The organism is Bradyrhizobium archetypum, assembly GCF_013114835.1.
In the GTDB taxonomy this organism is placed as follows: Bacteria; Pseudomonadota; Alphaproteobacteria; order Rhizobiales; family Xanthobacteraceae; genus Bradyrhizobium; species Bradyrhizobium archetypum.
On record NZ_JAAVLW010000002.1, the window covers coordinates 102,028 to 117,635 of the forward strand.

The 15,608-nt window shown below is 63.0% G+C and carries 17 protein-coding genes; 5 read left to right on the forward strand and 12 right to left on the reverse strand.

The genetic code is table 11. From position 1 onward, the window contains the following. Positions 1-55 precede the first annotated feature (55 nt). Entirely contained in the window at positions 56-313 is a 258-nt protein-coding gene (locus HCN50_RS04965; RefSeq protein WP_171708527.1) for a hypothetical protein, read from the forward strand. Between the two features lie 4 nt (positions 314-317). On the opposite strand, the gene HCN50_RS04970 is transcribed toward HCN50_RS04965, so the two are convergent. Together HCN50_RS04970 and HCN50_RS04975 are read right to left on the reverse strand one after the other, a co-directional pair. Then, the gene (locus tag HCN50_RS04970) at positions 318-1,283 is read right to left on the reverse strand and encodes an amidohydrolase family protein (protein WP_171708528.1); all 966 of its coding nucleotides are present in this window, start codon (positions 1,281-1,283) and stop codon (positions 318-320) included. 153 nt (positions 1,284-1,436) lie between these two features. Then, positions 1,437-1,997, reverse strand: a complete 561-nt coding sequence (locus HCN50_RS04975; RefSeq protein ID WP_171708529.1) for a P-loop NTPase family protein — start codon at positions 1,995-1,997, stop codon at positions 1,437-1,439. A gap of 115 nt (positions 1,998-2,112) precedes the next feature. Here HCN50_RS04975 and HCN50_RS04980 point away from each other — a divergent pair, with 115 nt between their 5' ends. Beyond that, positions 2,113-3,711 (forward strand): FAD-binding oxidoreductase, encoded by a 1,599-nt coding sequence (locus HCN50_RS04980; protein WP_171708530.1) that lies wholly within the window; start codon positions 2,113-2,115, stop codon positions 3,709-3,711. 59 nt (positions 3,712-3,770) lie between these two features. On the opposite strand, the gene HCN50_RS33425 is transcribed toward HCN50_RS04980, so the two are convergent. The 7 genes from HCN50_RS33425 to HCN50_RS05015 form a co-directional block, all read right to left on the reverse strand. After that, positions 3,771-3,920: a hypothetical protein gene (locus HCN50_RS33425; protein WP_235976788.1), complete on the reverse strand. Its 150-nt coding sequence runs from the start codon at positions 3,918-3,920 to the stop codon at positions 3,771-3,773. Between the two features lie 118 nt (positions 3,921-4,038). Beyond that, on the reverse strand, positions 4,039-5,220 hold the full coding sequence (locus tag HCN50_RS04990; RefSeq protein WP_171708531.1) for a LysM peptidoglycan-binding domain-containing protein: 1,182 nt from the start codon (positions 5,218-5,220) through the stop codon (positions 4,039-4,041). Positions 5,221-5,419: 199 nt separating this feature from the next. After that, positions 5,420-5,767, reverse strand: coding sequence for a hypothetical protein (locus HCN50_RS04995; protein WP_171708532.1), 348 nt, complete (start codon positions 5,765-5,767; stop codon positions 5,420-5,422). Then, on the reverse strand, positions 5,757-6,857 hold the full coding sequence (locus tag HCN50_RS05000) for a hypothetical protein (RefSeq protein WP_171708533.1): 1,101 nt from the start codon (positions 6,855-6,857) through the stop codon (positions 5,757-5,759). The genes HCN50_RS04995 and HCN50_RS05000 overlap by 11 nt, the downstream gene beginning before the upstream one ends. Next, positions 6,850-7,272, reverse strand: a complete 423-nt coding sequence (locus tag HCN50_RS05005) for a hypothetical protein (protein WP_171708534.1) — start codon at positions 7,270-7,272, stop codon at positions 6,850-6,852. Before HCN50_RS05005 ends, HCN50_RS05000 begins: the two co-directional genes overlap by 8 nt. 33 nt (positions 7,273-7,305) lie before the next feature. Beyond that, on the reverse strand, positions 7,306-7,536 hold the full coding sequence (locus tag HCN50_RS05010) for a hypothetical protein (RefSeq protein ID WP_210264788.1): 231 nt from the start codon (positions 7,534-7,536) through the stop codon (positions 7,306-7,308). Positions 7,537-7,570: 34 nt separating this feature from the next. Beyond that, the gene (locus tag HCN50_RS05015; protein WP_171708536.1) at positions 7,571-8,986 is read right to left on the reverse strand and encodes a TolC family outer membrane protein; all 1,416 of its coding nucleotides are present in this window, start codon (positions 8,984-8,986) and stop codon (positions 7,571-7,573) included. 340 nt (positions 8,987-9,326) lie between these two features. Between HCN50_RS05015 and HCN50_RS05020 the strand changes: the two genes are divergently transcribed. Then, positions 9,327-11,180: an acetyl-CoA hydrolase/transferase C-terminal domain-containing protein gene (locus HCN50_RS05020; RefSeq protein WP_171708537.1), complete on the forward strand. Its 1,854-nt coding sequence runs from the start codon at positions 9,327-9,329 to the stop codon at positions 11,178-11,180. A gap of 108 nt (positions 11,181-11,288) precedes the next feature. On the opposite strand, the gene HCN50_RS05025 is transcribed toward HCN50_RS05020, so the two are convergent. After that, positions 11,289-12,068 carry an enoyl-CoA hydratase gene (locus tag HCN50_RS05025; protein WP_171708538.1) on the reverse strand — a complete coding sequence of 260 codons (780 nt, stop codon included), beginning with the start codon at positions 12,066-12,068 and terminating at the stop codon, positions 11,289-11,291. A 109-nt stretch (positions 12,069-12,177) separates the two neighbouring features. Continuing rightward, positions 12,178-13,032, reverse strand: coding sequence for a hypothetical protein (locus tag HCN50_RS05030; protein ID WP_311967030.1), 855 nt, complete (start codon positions 13,030-13,032; stop codon positions 12,178-12,180). 220 nt (positions 13,033-13,252) lie between these two features. On the opposite strand from HCN50_RS05030, the gene HCN50_RS05035 reads away from it, so the two are divergent. Together HCN50_RS05035 and HCN50_RS05040 are read left to right on the forward strand one after the other, a co-directional pair. Then, positions 13,253-13,798: a sigma-70 family RNA polymerase sigma factor gene (locus HCN50_RS05035; RefSeq protein WP_171708539.1), complete on the forward strand. Its 546-nt coding sequence runs from the start codon at positions 13,253-13,255 to the stop codon at positions 13,796-13,798. A gap of 2 nt (positions 13,799-13,800) precedes the next feature. After that, positions 13,801-14,439: an NrsF family protein gene (locus tag HCN50_RS05040; protein ID WP_171708540.1), complete on the forward strand. Its 639-nt coding sequence runs from the start codon at positions 13,801-13,803 to the stop codon at positions 14,437-14,439. A 31-nt stretch (positions 14,440-14,470) separates the two neighbouring features. On the opposite strand, the gene HCN50_RS05045 is transcribed toward HCN50_RS05040, so the two are convergent. Beyond that, positions 14,471-15,583 (reverse strand): DUF2336 domain-containing protein, encoded by a 1,113-nt coding sequence (locus HCN50_RS05045; protein WP_171708541.1) that lies wholly within the window; start codon positions 15,581-15,583, stop codon positions 14,471-14,473. Positions 15,584-15,608 lie beyond the last annotated feature (25 nt).

A 15,608-nucleotide genomic window follows, 5' to 3' on the forward strand; every position in this document is an offset into this window, starting at 1 on the left:
ACGCGCTCCAGTGACCATCCCTTGATGCCGGCAGGGATAACCGCAGGAGCAAGCCATGCGTATCGAGGAACGCCAGGGATCGTCGGGCGAGCTCGAAAGCTTCCTCGCCGAGAACTGGCGCACCGCATCAGCCCGGCCACGGTCGCGTATCGTCCTGATCGCCGGCGATGTGGCGGCAGCCAAGAGCCCGTCGCGCGATGTGCCGGATTTCACCTGTTCCCGTTCGGCGGCCTGCGCAAGGTCGGCAACTGGCTGCGCGACTACGACCACGACCCGCTCCGGCCTGCGGATCGCGTCGCGGCCTCACCGGTGAGGCTTCAGAACCCGTAAAGCTGCGCCGGATTGTCGACCAGGATCTTCTTGCGGACTGCCGCATCCGGCGCCCACACCGGAAGCTGGTTCAACAGCCGGCCGTCGTCGATCTGGAACAGCGGCGTCACATCGGTGACCTTCTTGTCGGGCGGCGTGACCGAATTCGGATGCGGCCAGTCGGTGCCCCACACGATGCGGTCGGGATTGGCTCCGATCAACGCCTTGGCGAGCGGGACACAGTCGGTGAAGTCGGGGCCGAGTTTCGAGGCGCGGTAGGCACCGGAAATCTTCACATAGGCCTTGCCCGATTTGACGAGATCGACGAGGTCGGCAAAGCCGGGCTGCTCGACGCCAAGCGAGGCCTGCGCGCCGCCGAAATGATCGAACACGACCGGCACCGGCGAAGCCATGACCAGATCCTTGACCGCCGTGATCATCGGCAGATTGGTATAGATCTGGACGTGCCAGCCGCGCGCTTTCATCCGCTCGACGGCGGCCGTAAATCGCGGCCGCGCGACGCTCGGATCATTGACGCCGCCGGTTGCGAGGTTGAGGCGCACGCCGCGAATGCCTGCCTTGCCCATGAGGTCGAGATCGCTGTCGGAAGTCTTGTCATCGATTACGGCAACCCCGCGCGCGGTCGGCCCACGCGCCGCCATGCCGAACAGCGTGGCCGAATTGTCGGTGCCGTAGATCGAGGGCGTGACGATCACCACGCGCTCCATGTGCAGCGCCTTGTGCAGGGCGGTCATTTCCTCGGGCGAGGCCAGCTCGGGCGTATAGACGCGGCCGGAGAAGAACGGAAATTTTTCGGGATCGGGATGGATATGGGTGTGGCAATCGCAGGCGCCCGCGGGCACGTCGAAATTGACCGGCGTCGATGGCTGCGCCGCTTTGGCAGAGGCGGTTCTGTTGTTCATGATTACTCCGGCGGCGATAGAGGCAAGCATCATACTGCGTCGGGTCAGCATTGGCGTTCTCCCTGGATAATGTTGTTGATTGTCGGTGGAGGTACAGGGCGTCAAGCCCGTCAATTCAAGCGTCCTCTCGTCCGGCGCGGAGCGTTGTCTCGCCCGCAGTGAGCGGCAGATTATCGGGAGAAGCGAGCCGCGGAAAGGCTTCCATCATGCAGGGGCCGCTTGGCCACCAATCACCCGGCGCGCTTCCGCGACCAGCTCGGGCAGCGGCCGCGATCCATCCATTCGCAGCACCGGACAGGGTAGTTTCGCGAGCCAGGCCTGATGCTTTGCCTGAGTACGGCTCACGTTGCCCTCCTCATAGCCCGACGCCCATTCGATGAATTGCTCGGTCTCCGCATGCCGCCAGCCGCCGGGCGCCACCGCCTCGGTGCCAAATCGGGTGGCCTCGCGGGCGCGCAGGCGCTGCAATCGTATCTCGCGAGGGGTGGTGAGGAAGATCACCATGTCGAAATTTGGGATCAGCACGTCGCCCCAACCGATTAGCGATCCGCTCAATACCCAGGCGGCGCGCGGCAGGAAGATATCCTGCATCAGCTTCAGGCGCTCGCCGACGTCGCGCTTGTCCCGGTAGGGCGGCTCTGTCGGCAGCCAGAAGTAATCGTCGGTGTCATGATGCGGGACGGCCAGCGCACTGGCGAGGGCGCGGCCGAGGCTGGTGACGCCCGCACCCGATGCCCCCATCACATGTATTCGGCAGCCCTTCATCTGTTCGCTCCGGCTTATCGCTTCGGTAATGCAACCGGTCTATCGAACCCGAAGCTGCCCAAATTTGACTAAATATCCGCCTGCCCGGACTATCCCCCATCCCCGGAATCAATTCATGCGAAAATTTTCACAAAACTTCAAAACCGGTGCGTCGGTCGTTGCCGTGGTCGTCGTGTTGCTCGGCGTCTACAGCTATCGCAAGCTTCAGGCGCTGGCGGCCGATCCTGCAGCCGACAAGGATTGCGGTCCCGCAGTTGGCAGCGGCGAGCAGGCGAAAATCGATCTGGAGCGGATCAAGGCGATTGCGCCGCTCAAGGATGTGAAATGGTCGCAGCTTGGCGGCAGCATCAACGATGCGAGCTGTCTCAACAAGACCGAAATCTACGGCGTGGTCGAGGTTCGCAGCGTCGAGGATATCGCGAAGACGCTGGCCTTTGCGCGCGACAACAAGCTCGCGGTTACCAGCGCCGGCGTGCGCCACAGCATGGGTGGGCACGCCTTCCGCAAGGGCGGTATCATGCTCGACATGCGCGGCTTCAACAAGATCGTGCTCAATGAGCGTTCGCGATCGGTCACAGTACAGCCGGGCGCAACCTGGCACGATATACAGAACGTGCTGCATCCGCGCTTTGCCGTCCGCGCCATGCAGTCGACCGACATCTTCACCGTCGGTGGCTCGATCTCGGTCAATGCCCACGGCATGGACCATCAGGCCGGCGCGCTCGCGAAATCGATCAAGTCAATGAAGGTGATGCTGGCCGATGGCTCGCTTCAGACTGTCTCGGCGGCCGAGAATGCAGACCTGTTCAACCTTGTGGTCGGCGGCTATGGCCTGTTCGGCGTGATCGTCGAGGCCGAGCTCGAAATTGCCGACAATCTGGTCTACCAGACCGGGCGCCGCGTGATGGACTACAAGGAGTTTCCGGCGCTGTTCGCAGGCGAGATCGAGAAGAATGCCGATATCGGACTGATGTACGGTCACCTCTCGACCGCGCCGAGCAGCTTTCTGAAGGAGTTGCTGCTCTATACTTATACCAAGGTGGATGGCAGCGACTTCAAGCGGCAGCCGCTGGGGGAAGTTTCCGGCGTCAGGCTGCGCCGGCTGACGGTCAATCTCTCCAAGCAGGGCCCCCTGTTTCAGGAAATGAAATGGCTGTCGGAAAAGCACATCGAGCACCGCATGGAGAACTGCACCGTGACGCGGGCGCAGGCCATCGGATCGGCGGAGGCCTGCCTCGTCAACCGCAACGACCCGATGCACGATTCGGTGCCCTACTTGCGCAATTCGCTGCCCAACGATACCGACATCCTGCACGAATATTTCATCCCGCGTAGCCAGTTCGTCTCGTTCGTCGACGGCATGCGCAAGGTGCTGACCGACAACAGGACCAATCTGCTGAACGCGTCGGTGCGTGTCGTGCATCAGGAGAACAACTTCCTGACCTATTCGCCGGAGCCGGCGTTCTCGCTGGTGCTCTATATCAACCAGACCACCGATGAAGAGGGCAACCGGCGCATGAAGAAGGCGACGGAAGAACTGATCGACCTCACCATCGCGCACAAGGGCCGGTTTTTCCTGCCCTACCAGCTCCATTATTCGAAGGATCAGCTGCAGCGCTCGTACCCGCAGATCAATGACTTCTTCGCAGCGAAGCGGAAGTACGATCCGGGCGAGCTGTTCACCAACACGTTCTACCAGAGGTACGCGTCATGACGCCTATCGGCCATACCGAGCGTCCATCGCGCGGCAAAGCGAAATGATGATCCTGGGCATCACAAAAAATCGCGCAGCCTCGCGAGTTCAACGACCAGTTCGGCGGAGATGACTCGGGGAATCAACTCGCCCTGCGGGGCAGTATGAATCTCGTAGAGATGACGCTGGCGCAGCGGCAGCTCCAAGAACTTGGTGATACATTCGTCCAAGGTGCCATCAAGGATGGAGTACGGGATGGGCCAAGCAGTATCCTTGACGCGCTCGTTGTTTTTCGAAGGCCACTTTTTTAAAACGGCAGAAGCGGAGAAGTCCGTTTGAAGGTGCTCCCTAAGGATTTGCTTCTCGGTTGGGAATGACAAAGATCTGGCCGGGGTAGATGAGGTTGGGATTGCGGATTTGCTCTCGGTTCGCCTTGTAGATCGTGGCGTAGCGTGTGCCCGCGCCATAGGTGGCCTGGCTGATGCGCCACAGGCTGTCGCCGCGCGATACCGTGGTAGTCGTGATCTTCGGCACTACCACGGTGGAGGCGTTCGTGACGTCGGGGAGGGGGGCGCCTGCGGCATCCGCCACCTTGGACTGCGGTAGGGCGCCGGAGTCTGGCTGTTTGGTCGGTGAGGTCCGCGGGGGCACCGACGCGGTTACCACGGGGTCGGGAGCATTGAACGGCACTTCGGCGCGCCCACGCACTGTACCGGACTTCGAATCCACCTCGTCCAGCCTCACGCGGTAGTTCCCGGGCCCGATGCCTTCATTGACCGTGACGGCAAAGCGTCCGTCCGCTCCCGCCGTCACCGACGCAATGAAGCTGTCGTTCAGATAGAGCCTCACCGGAGCGCCGGAGCGCGCGCGGCCACTCACGTGGAACTTTCCGCCGGCCTCGATCTCGACCGCCTCCACCACCACTGCAGCGGTTTCCTGCTTTGGCTGGGCCGGCTGGGACAACACGACGGTGGGCTTGTTTGGCGTCATCAGCGCCACGACCGGCTGCTCCCTCAGATTCGGCTCGAGCGCCACCGTCACGCTCTGTTTGGACGTGGTCACTCTGCCGTCCGGCTGTTTGGCGCGCAGCGTCAGGTCGTAAGTGCCTGGCGGAAGCAGGGGCGGGACCATGGCGAATTGCCCGGATTGATCCGCGATCACGCGATCATGCAATTCGCCATTGCGCAGCAATTCCACCGTCACGCCCGGCGTCGCGCGTCCCGCGATCACCGCTTCGCCAGTCGGTTCGATGCGGGCGACATCGAACGCCGGATTGCCGTCGCCGCTCTCGGGCGCCGTCGATCCGGCCAGCGCGGCTGCGACCGCGTTTGCCTCGCTCTGCGCGGCTGCAAGCGCCGCCGGACCCTTGGTTCGCTCGTCGGCGACCGGCTTTGGCGCGACACTTGTGCCGCTCCGGTCAACAACGGGCTCGCGCCAGATGTAGTGGACGGCGACCGCCGTCGCGATGCCGCTCGCCATAACAAGCCCGATCACGGGCAGGACCACGCGGTTCATTGATGTCTTGATCATGGTCTTCCCATCGGCCGGAACGTCAGCCCGCCGCCACTATACAGCGATTTCGGTCGAAATGGGTACTCGTTAACCGGGATAGCCCGATCGTCGTGGACAAGGTTGCCGAAGGGCGGGTCAAGCAGTGAGACACGCCGCAAGTACAAAAGGATTAAGCCGTTCCAGGTAGGCCGGTCAGGGGGGCTGGAGCTCTGGTCCATCAAAGCTGCGCGGCGAATCGCCTGGGCGGCAGGCCGCTGCAGCCGCCCGCCTGCTCGGCGTCGAGCACCAATAGCGCCCCGGCCGCGTAAAGACGGCCGACGAAATCGACATCGTCGGAACGCGCGATGGTGACGAAGTTGTTCGATGCAAGAATGCGGCCATTGGCCCTGGCGATCGCAGCCAGCGCCTGGGACGGCGGACCAATGACGGCGATCGACTTGCCGGGGGCCGAGCCGAAGGTCAACGTGGTGACCACCACAAGCCAGCCGCAGATCACGATGGCGATGACGCCGGCGATCCGGCCCAATTCCGTCGCTCTGGCCGGCAAAGACTTGTTAGTAGTCATAGAAATGTTCAATCGCAGCACCCCTGGCCTTGAGGTCACGGTTGATATCCACGAGGCGGTCGATCCTGACCTTCAGGCCCGCCCGGCGAAAGCCGGGCCGCGCATCCAGTTCCAGTGAGAACAACTCGGTCGTGCCATTGATGTCGAGCTTGGCCGCATCGGGTGCAACCACCGTGATGAGGATGTCGTGATTGCCGGCGATTTCGGCAACCCCATAACCCTGATCCAGCAGATCCCGCAGGATATCGGTAAAGGCCTTGTAGCGTGGCGTTTGCACCAGCTGCCATTGGGCGCTGAGCGCACGGATCGGCTTGATGCGAGGTTCCTTCGCCAGCACCTCAGGCGGCAATGTCGCGACCGCGAACATAATGTCGCGCGGCTCGTTGTCATTGCTGGCGTCGAGCGCCTTCTGGATCAGCGAGGCGTAACCGATCTTGACGAAATATTCGGCACCGAGCGCGAACTCGCGCTCCAAACTGCGCAAATTACTCGGTGTCGGGACCGAGATCGCCATCAGTCCGTCGAGCTTCTCCTGGAACGGATATTTGTACCAGGGGATGGTGTAGAGGAACGCGGCATAGTCCTGCAGCACCGCGCGGCCGAATTCATCCTGCGGCGTGCGCTTCTCGCCCCTGATCCATTCGAACACGCGGCCAATGGTCTTCTCGTAGAATCCCTTGATGGCGTATTCGACGGAATAACTGATGCCGATCACGTAAATCATCGTCTTCACTTCGGCGAGCGATTCTCCCTTCGCGGGCACGGCGCGGTTGATCGTGCAGAAGCTCTGCCAGAAGCCGAAGATATGTCCGAGATAGTTGAAATGGCTCTCGCTGGAGCGGTCGAGGAAGCGGCCGAAATCCTCGAAGGAATAGACGATGTACCATTCGGGGAATGTGAAGAACGTATTGTTCAGCTTGCGCCGGTAACCCGGCTCCTCGATCGCCGGCAGAGCGGCGGCCGGTGCACTTGCAGCCGTCGCGCCGGAAGACGGCCGGCATGTCCCCTCGATATAGGCCAGTGGTGCAAGCACCGTCAGCACAATCAGGATCGCGACAGCAGCAAGGATGCGTCGCAGCCATTTAAGCATGAACGGCGGTCCGCGTCCGCGGCGCAAGCAGATAGCCGATCAGGATTGCGACGCCGCCGAGAGCGAGATGTGGGGCGTTGGCGAAAAACCGTGTCGAGAGCGGCAGGTTGAGAACGCCGTTGATCAGGATGCCGAAATCGAGATAGCCGCTGCCGGTGAGCAGGCCGAGCATGCCGTCGGCGAAATAGAACACGCCGAATAGTTGAAAGAACAATTCCGAAGCGCGGCGCGAGGTCATCGCCGCCGTTGCCGCCCATAGCGCTGAGACCAGATGCAGTCCGTCGGCATACCAGGTGCGGCGAAACAGGCCGAAGATCATGTCGTTGGCGTCGATGAAGGCCGGGATGTAGCCGGTGAGAATCACAAAGCCGAGCAGGGCTGCATAGCCCCAGCCGCACAGTCTGATGAGGTCCATGATGTCTCCGGCCAATTCGAATCTCTGCCCAGTCTAGAGTCTTGCAAGCGTCTTGAGCAGGGCATCGTTGAACATGCCGGGGTCTTCGATCTGTGGAATGTGGCCGAGCCCCGGCAGCAAGGTCAGGTCCGTATCGGATGGCAGCAGCGTCGCGGGCCTGCTCGACCGGATTGATGGTGTCCTCATCGCCCCACAGGATCCCGACAGGGACTTCCAGGTTCGCATAGGCGTTTCGATAAATTCCCAGGTGCGCAAATTGCGCATGCTTCGCATCGCCCGGAACGACAGGAAACACAACCTACTGCCCGGACGGCGTCCGCAGGCCGTGCCAGGCGTCGCGCACTTGATGGTAGTGCACCTCCGGCAGATAGTCCGGTGTGTTGAGACCGAGATTCCTGACATCGAGCCGGCCGATGGCGCTGAGCAAAGTGTAGGAGGCGATCACGCGGTCGCGCTGTGCGCCGATCAGCCGGGCCTTCGCCAGAATCAGGTCCTGCTGCGCGTTCAGCACGTCGACCGTGGTGCGCTGGCCGCCGGTCGCCTCCCGCTGCACGCCCTGCAGCGCGACGGTGGCGGCGCGGACTTCGGCTTCGGAAGCGGTGACTGCAATCTTGGCGCCTTCATTGGCGACCCAGGCGCCGACCGCGGCGGTGCGGGCCTGGTTGCGGACCTGGTCCAGCACCTGCCGGCTTTGTGCTGCAATTTCCTTGGCCTGCCGGGTCTGCGAGGCGGCCATACCGCCATCATAGATTGGCTGGGTGAGTTGGGTGGTTATTGAGGCCTGGTCGGTGCCGAAGGTGCCGAGGGTTGGATCGGAGTCCTTGCTGCGACTGGCGCTGCCCTGCAGCGTGATGGTCGGCATCAGGCTGCTTTCGGCGACGCGGATTGAAGTCGAGGCGACATCGAAATCGAAGCTTGCCGCCATCACCGCCGGATGCTCGCGAAAGGCAAGCCCGGTGGCGTCATCGCGGCTGCGCGGCAGCAGGCGATCCACGGCGTCAGCGGGGCGGAGCTGGCTGGGCGCGTTGCCGATCACCTGGGTATATGTCGCCTGGCTGACAGCCAGATTGACCTCGGCGGCATTCAAATCGGCGCGGCCGCGGCTCAGACGTGCCTCGGCCTGCGCGGCGTCGGTTGGGGTGACGTCGCCGGCATTCAGGCGCTTCTGGGTAATGCTCAGCGTTTCCTGCAGGAACGCCACGTTGGCGCGCTGGGCTTCGACCAGTGATTGGTTGGCGAGAACGTTGGTATAGACCGTAACCGCATCGAGCAGCACGCCCTGACCGACATTGCGTAGCGCCTCGCGGCCGGACCGAACCTGTAGTTCCGCCACGCGCACGCTGTTGGCGGTTTTGAATCCGTTGAACAACGTCTGGGAGACGGTCACTCCGATCGTCCAGGGCTTCAGGTTTGCCGACTGGACCGTGTTGTCGGGCAAGAGGTTGCGCACCGCCTGAAAGCCGGCGGACAGCGTAGCGACGATCTGCGGCCGATAACCCGAAAGCGCCTGCGGCACGTTCTCGTCCGTGGCGCGCTGGCGGGCGCGTTCGGCATTGAGCGCGGGATTGGTTTGGTAGGCTTTGGCCAGCGCCTCGGGCAGGCTTTCGCCATGCGCGGCCGGCGCGGCAAACGCGAGACAAGCTGCCGCAAGGCAAATGCCTGCTCGAAGCAACCGTCTTTCAATGCGGCCAACCCTTGCGGTGCGCCTAGCCATTTGATCCCGTAGTCGACACGAGAACGCGATAACCCTGCATCGAGCCATCCCGCTCCATCTTCTTGTTTGAGCATGATCTTCAGGAACGACGGCTACCCGTCATTCCGGATCACGCACTGCCCGTCCGCCCCCGGCAGCCGCGGTTCGTCTACCTGTTTAGGGGCCACCGACGCCACAGGCAAACTGCCGCGCGACATCAGTACATTAATTCGGTGAAATCCGTGCTTGGCTGTTGCCGGTTCGTCACAGACAACACTTCGCGGCAAATGCGCTATGCTCTGGTGGCTGGCGTCCGATTCAGGGCGGTTGGTTCTCCAGCTATGCCCCGGATCTGCAACTGATGCCAAAGCTGTTTTCCGATCCCGAATCGATTGCGGAGGACATCATCCGCGATGTTGGAACCGACCTCGTGGTCGGTTTGCCGCTCGGGCTAGGCAAAGCCAATCATGTCGTCAACGCGCTGTACGCGCGCGCTGCCGCCGATCGTTCGATCAAGCTCACCCTGTTTTCGGCGCTGACGCTGGAAAAGCCCCGACCCTCAAGCCTGCTCGAACGCCGCTTCATCGACCCGGTGATCGATCGGCTGTTTGGCGGCTATCCCGACTTGTCCTATGCGAATGCTCTGCATGCCGGCGAACTGCCGCCCAACATCCAGGTGATCGAGTTTTTCTTCCTGGCCGGCAAATGGTTGCAGGTGCCATACGCGCAACAGCATTACATCTCCGCGAATTATACCCACGCATCGTCCTACCTGCTGACGCGCGGGCTGAACGTCGTTACCCAACTGGTGGCCAAACGTGTGGTCGAAGGCGTGACACGCTATAGCTTGAGCTGCAATACCGACACCACGCTTGACATCTTGCGTGCCCGCGGCGAGGGACGAGCATCGTTCAAGCTGATCGGCCAGGTCAATTCAGAGCTGCCTTTCATGCCGGGTCCAGGCGATTTGCCGGCAGATGAATTTTCCGCCGTGCTCGATAGTCCCGCCACTGATTTTCCGCTGTTTGCACCGCCGGCCGAGCCTGTCAGCGACACCAAATACGCAATCGGTCTTCATGCCGCGAGCCTCGTCCCTGATGGCGGCACGCTGCAGATCGGCATCGGGCAGGTCGGCGATGCGCTGGCGCAGGGGCTGATCGTTCGCCACCGTGACAATGCGCAGTTTCGCGCGATCATGAAGCGGCTCGCGCCGGCAGCCGAGCCCGTGCAGACGGCGCCATTCGAGAAGGGACTCTACGGCGTCAGCGAAATGCTGATCGAGGCATTTCTCGGCCTGATCGACTCCGGTATTCTCAAGCGCGAGGTCGATGGCGTGGCGCTGCACGGCGCGTTCTTCCTCGGTCCGAAATCGCTCTATCGCGCGCTGCGCGAGATGCCGGAAGAACAACTCGCGCGCATCCAGATGATGCCGGTGTCCTTCACCAACCAGCTCTATGGCGAGGAGGAGGCCAAGCGCCGTGCACGCGTTGGTGCCCGCTTCGTCAACAATGCGATGATGGCAACCCTGATGGGGGCGGCGGTCTCCGATGGGCTCGACAACGGCCACGTCGTCAGCGGCGTGGGCGGCCAGTACAATTTCGTCGCGCAGGCTTTCGCACTTTCCGGCGCGCGCTCAGTTCTGACGCTGGACGCAACGCGCCAGGCGGGCAGGCGGACGCACTCGAATATCCGCTGGAGCTACGGTCACGAGACTATCCCGCGGCATTTGCGCGATGTCTTCATCACCGAATACGGCGTTGCCGATATCAGAGGCAAATCGGACGCCGAGACCATTGCCGCGATGTTGCAGGTCACGGACTCCCGGTTCCAGGACGAGCTTGCCAGGATCGCCAAGGATGCGGGCAAGCTGCCGAAGGAGTTCGAAATTTCGCGCGGCCATCGCGAGAACTTTCCGGAGCGGATCGCGGATGCCTTGAAACCCGCGCGCGAGGCCGGGCTCTTGCCGTCATTCCCGTTCGGCAGCGACTTCACCGAGGTCGAGCAGCGGCTGATCCCGGCGCTGCAGTTGCTACGGGAAGCGCAGCGGACGCCGCTGCTTCTTCCCGGATTGCTGTGGCAGGGGATGACACAGCCGCCAGATGCCTCAAAGCGCGAATGCCTGGCGCGACTGGGTCTCGGTCAGCCGAAGACGTTTGCCGAGTGGGCCTACCGCGCGCTGGTCAACGCGGCGCTGGCGCGGAGTGGCACACTATAACCAACGTCGTCCCTCCGAATGCACCAGGGCATCAACACGACGGCCGCGGCGTATGGGTCCCTGCGTTCGCATGCGTTCGCAGGGACGACATGCGGAGAGAGCTCGGCGCTATCTGTTCTTGTTCACCGGCTTGCGCTTCTCGATGAACGCGGCCATGCCCTCGGCGCGGTCTTCCAGCGCGAAGGTCGAGTGGAACAGGTTGCGCTCGACGTTCATGCCCTCCGACAGCGGCGTCTCGAAGGCGCGGTTGATGGCTTCCTTGGCCATGACAGCGGCGGGACGCGACATCGCAGCGATCTTCTCGGCCGCCGACAGCGCTTCCTCCATCAATTTGTCCGCCGGCACAACGCGGCTGACGAGGCCGGAGCGCTCGGCTTCCGCCGCATCCATCATGCGTCCGGTGAGGCAGAGATCCATCGCCTTGGACTTGCCGATCGCGCGAGTCAGGCGCTGGGTGCCGCCGATGCCGGGGATGGTGCCGAGCGTAATTTCAGGCTGGCCGAATTTGGCGGTGTCGGCGGCGATGATGATGTCGCACATCATGGCGAGCTCGCAGCCGCCGCCCAGCGCGTAGCCGCTGACGGCCGCGATCGTCGGTTTACGGCAGGTTGCGACGCGGTCGCCGCCGATCGCGGTGAAATCGCTGGAGAACATGTCGATGAAGCTCTTCGGCTGCATCTCCTTGATGTCGGCGCCGGCGGCGAACGCCTTTTCGCTGCCGGTGAGCAGGATGCAGCCGATCTTATCGTCCGCCTCGAGGTCATCGACGGCCGCCGCGATTTCGCGAAATACGCCGAACGACAGCGCATTGAGCATTTTCGGCCGGTTCAGCGTGATGATGCCGACCGGCCCTTTGTTCTCGACAATGATGTATTCGAACGTCGCCATGATCCACCCCGCGTAACCGATTTGCGCGCAATGTGCCCGCTGCGAGGGTGGGCTTCAAGTGGGGCGGCATCGGCCGGACGCGGCGTTGCCGCGCCCGGCGCCCGAACCGCTAGGCCATGAACATGCGCGCGGCTGATGCCACCGTCAGCAGGGCGCCAAAAGCGATAAAGATCTTTCCGATCAGTGAGGTCTTGTCCAGCGTGGAACTGTCGTTGCTGGCTGCCTGCGTGGCGATCTCCGACGCCGCTCTGGAGGTCGAGGCTATGGCGACCGTTCGCGTCGCAGGCGTCTCAGAGGAGGGCGTTTCCTGCAGCGCTCGATCGACGTCGTTGAGCTGGTCGGAGGCAACCACCCCGGCATCAGCCTGCGCTTCCGTGTCGGCGGGCTTGTCTGCCGCCGACTGCAGGACAGTGTTGGCCTTCTCCGACATTGCCGCCGACATCGCCTTGGCGCTATCGGAGGGCGCATCGGCTGCAGTCATTTGCGCGTTGGCGTTGGCTAGCCATTCCGGAATCGCTGGCGAGGTGCCGCTGGGAGTCGCTGGCGATGCGCCGCCGTTCGCGTCAGCGACCTGTTTTTCCTCGGTTTTCTGGCTCTCGGCAGATTTCGATGCCGCGCGCGTAGATTTGCGATGGGCGGACTGCTTTTTCTGCGAATGCGAACCTTGCCTGGAAGACTTGCCGGTCGTCGCGCTCTCCGCGTTGGAGACAGTGGCGCTGTCCGTATCCGTACCGGCAGCCATCGCCGGCAGTGACCCCGCGAAACCTACCCAAAGTCCTGCCGCGAAAATCAAGGCCGACCGCGCGCTGGCTTTGATCGTCATATGGAATCTCCCCATTAGCCGCCGCCCAGCGGCGAAATGAGACCCTGCCAGTGTCCACAGCACGGCGGAAAAAGGGAATCTTCGGGCAACACCGGGCAAAAGCAGGGCAATGATCGCGGCGAACAGATGCCGGCCGCCCACGCTGCCGGGCGCCGACAACCGGAAGGGAACGCGAGGGCTGGATGCGAGCCTGCGCAATCGATGTTATGAGCCTGCCGTCCGGGCAGCGGGCGGTTCGATTCCTGGATGAGGATCGCCAAGCCGGAGCTTTTTACGTCGGGGATCAGATCACGACTTCGTGATCACATGGTCCTGACGTAACAATTTGAAAGATCGACCGAATTGCAGGGTAGGAGCGCCGGTGCGCGAACGGGATGATGAATGGACCGGCCTGATGCGGTCGGCCATTGCAGGTGACAGTACGGCGTATCATCGCCTGCTCAAGGCCGTCACGCCGGTGCTCCGGGCTGCGGCGCGCCGTGGTCTGGCGCGGGCCGGGCAACCGGTCGATCAATCCGAGGACATCGTGCAGGACATTTTACTGGCGGTCCATCTCAAGCGGCATACCTGGGATGTCACCGCGCCCTTTGGCCCATGGCTGTTTGCGATCGCCCGCAACAAGCTGATCGATGCATTGCGCCGCCGCGGCCGTCGCATCTTCGTCGATATCGACGATTTCGCCGAGACGTTGGCGGGCGAGACGCCGGCCGAGACCGCCTCGGCGAGCGAAGTTGCCGCCCAGTTGCAGACGCTGCCGGCGCGCCAGCGCGAGGTGCTGCAGTCGATCGCGGTCGACAGCGCCTCGATCAAGGATACTGCTGCGAAATTTTCGATGAGCGAGGGTGCGGTGCGGGTGGCGTTGCACCGGGGGCTGACGAGCCTGACGGCCAAGCTACGGGAACGATGAAAATGGATACCGATCAGCTTATTCGAACGCTGGCGGCCGACAACGCGCACCGCGCGCGCCCCGTCGGATTCGCGCTGATGCTGGCGCTCCTGGCCGCTGCGCCGGTTTCGCTATTGATGTTCTTCACGGAACTCGGCGTCAGGCCCGACGTGATGGTTGCGATGCGCAATCCGTTCTTCGACCTGAAATTCGCGGTGACGCTGGCGTTGGCGATTTCGGCGATTGCCGTCAGCCTGCATTTGTCCCGGCCCGAAGTCTCGCTGCGCGGCTTCGGCTGGCTGCTGCTGGCGCCGGTGGGGATTTTGACCGCCGCGATCGGCGGCGAAATGATGATGCCGCAGCGGATGCCGATGATGACGCGGCTGGTCGGCAAGAATTCGTGGGTCTGTCTGACGGCAATCCCGCTGATGTCGCTGCCGCTCCTGGCGGGCGCACTGATCGGACTGCGTCACGGGGCGCCGTCGCGGCCCGCTGTGGCTGGCGCCATCGCCGGGCTATTGTCGGCCGGATTGGCGGCGACGCTCTACGCTTCGCATTGCACGGACGATTCACCGCTGTTCGTAGCGGCCTGGTACACGATCGCGACCGCGCTGGTCGCGGCGATCGGCGCGCTCGCCGGAGCGAAAGTGCTGAAATATTGAAGCTGTCAGCCTCCCCTGGAGGGTAAGAAGCTCATGCCATCGGCACGTTCTGCTGCATGCGGTGGAAGCGCAGCACCTGCTGCGCCGTCGAAGGCCGCAACCGCTCATAAGTGTCCTTGCAGGCGGCAAGATCGGTCGGCTCGGTGCCGGATAGTTCGTCGCGCATCTTGATGATGGATCTGACCGTCGACCACGACAGGCCCGCGACCTTCGCCAGGATCATTACGCCTTCGGCCCGGCTTTCGACCATCATGTTCTCGGCGATTGCCACCGGCACATTGGCAAGCGCCGCAATCGAGGCGTTGGCCTCATCGAATTTCCCGGCCTCGGCGAACGAGGCCACCTCGGACTCGTCGAGCCGGCCGTCCTCGTACAGCGATTTGACCAGCGCATGCGCAATCGCGGTGTTCTGGGTGATGGTCGAGGTCGCCGAGCGCGCGCGCCATGTCGCCTCCTTGACTACCGTCGGCACCTCGGCCGCCTGCTGCGGATTGGCGGCCTCCAGCCGCTGCCGCACCGTATCGGACGCCTTGGCGAGCAATTTCAGATAGAGATGCCGCGGCACGGACGGACGCCGGCCGAGCGAGGATGTGAGATCGTCGTTGCCTTCGGCGCGGTCGACGAGTCGGGTAAAGCCGCGCTCGGTGAATTCCGCGCCGGGATTGTTGACGGTCGACTGGATCACCTGATCATTGCCGCGCTGGACCAGCACGTCGGTGACCGCGCCGCTCAGCGTCTTGCGGGTCGAAATCGCCATCAAATGCGCCTGGCTCTTGCTGCGTGCATTCTCGATCAGCGTCCTATCGTCGAGCCGCATCGATTGCGACAGCACGGGGCCCGCCACCTCGATGACATCGTCGAAGGCGAGCGCCCGGATGGTGAGCGGGGGCGCAGTGTCAACCGGAGCGAGACGGTTGGCCAGCAGCATCTTGGCCGAAGTTTCGATGTGATCGATCAGGCATTGGAAGACGTCATCAAACAACCCGACCTGCTCGTCCGAATAGTCTACGGCGCCGTTGATGAAGAGGTCGGTTACCCGGCGCAGGGTCTCTACCCGGCGAGCGACGGTTCCGTGCGCAAGCGTGGACTGCAACTCGTCGAGCAGGTTTCCGGGAGAAGGAGCGGTGGCGGTCTTCGAAATCATGACTCTGTCCTGGAGCAAAAGCGGC

Coding starts and splice junctions, on each gene's coding strand:
- HCN50_RS04995 (WP_171708532.1), bottom strand. CDS start 5,767: ATGACTACTAACAAGTCTTTGCCGGCCAGAGCGACGGAATTGGGCCGG.
- HCN50_RS05015 (WP_171708536.1), bottom strand. CDS start 8,986: ATGGCTAGGCGCACCGCAAGGGTTGGCCGCATTGAAAGACGGTTGCTT.
- HCN50_RS05040 (WP_171708540.1), top strand. CDS start 13,801: ATGGATACCGATCAGCTTATTCGAACGCTGGCGGCCGACAACGCGCAC.
- HCN50_RS04990 (WP_171708531.1), bottom strand. CDS start 5,220: ATGATCAAGACATCAATGAACCGCGTGGTCCTGCCCGTGATCGGGCTT.
- HCN50_RS05000 (WP_171708533.1), bottom strand. CDS start 6,857: ATGCTTAAATGGCTGCGACGCATCCTTGCTGCTGTCGCGATCCTGATT.
- HCN50_RS04980 (WP_171708530.1), top strand. CDS start 2,113: ATGCGAAAATTTTCACAAAACTTCAAAACCGGTGCGTCGGTCGTTGCC.
- HCN50_RS04965 (WP_171708527.1), top strand. CDS start 56: ATGCGTATCGAGGAACGCCAGGGATCGTCGGGCGAGCTCGAAAGCTTC.
- HCN50_RS05005 (WP_171708534.1), bottom strand. CDS start 7,272: ATGGACCTCATCAGACTGTGCGGCTGGGGCTATGCAGCCCTGCTCGGC.
- HCN50_RS05045 (WP_171708541.1), bottom strand. CDS start 15,583: ATGATTTCGAAGACCGCCACCGCTCCTTCTCCCGGAAACCTGCTCGAC.
- HCN50_RS04970 (WP_171708528.1), bottom strand. CDS start 1,283: ATGCTGACCCGACGCAGTATGATGCTTGCCTCTATCGCCGCCGGAGTA.
- HCN50_RS04975 (WP_171708529.1), bottom strand. CDS start 1,997: ATGAAGGGCTGCCGAATACATGTGATGGGGGCATCGGGTGCGGGCGTC.
- HCN50_RS05020 (WP_171708537.1), top strand. CDS start 9,327: ATGCCAAAGCTGTTTTCCGATCCCGAATCGATTGCGGAGGACATCATC.
- HCN50_RS05010 (WP_210264788.1), bottom strand. CDS start 7,536: ATGCGCAATTTGCGCACCTGGGAATTTATCGAAACGCCTATGCGAACC.
- HCN50_RS05025 (WP_171708538.1), bottom strand. CDS start 12,068: ATGGCGACGTTCGAATACATCATTGTCGAGAACAAAGGGCCGGTCGGC.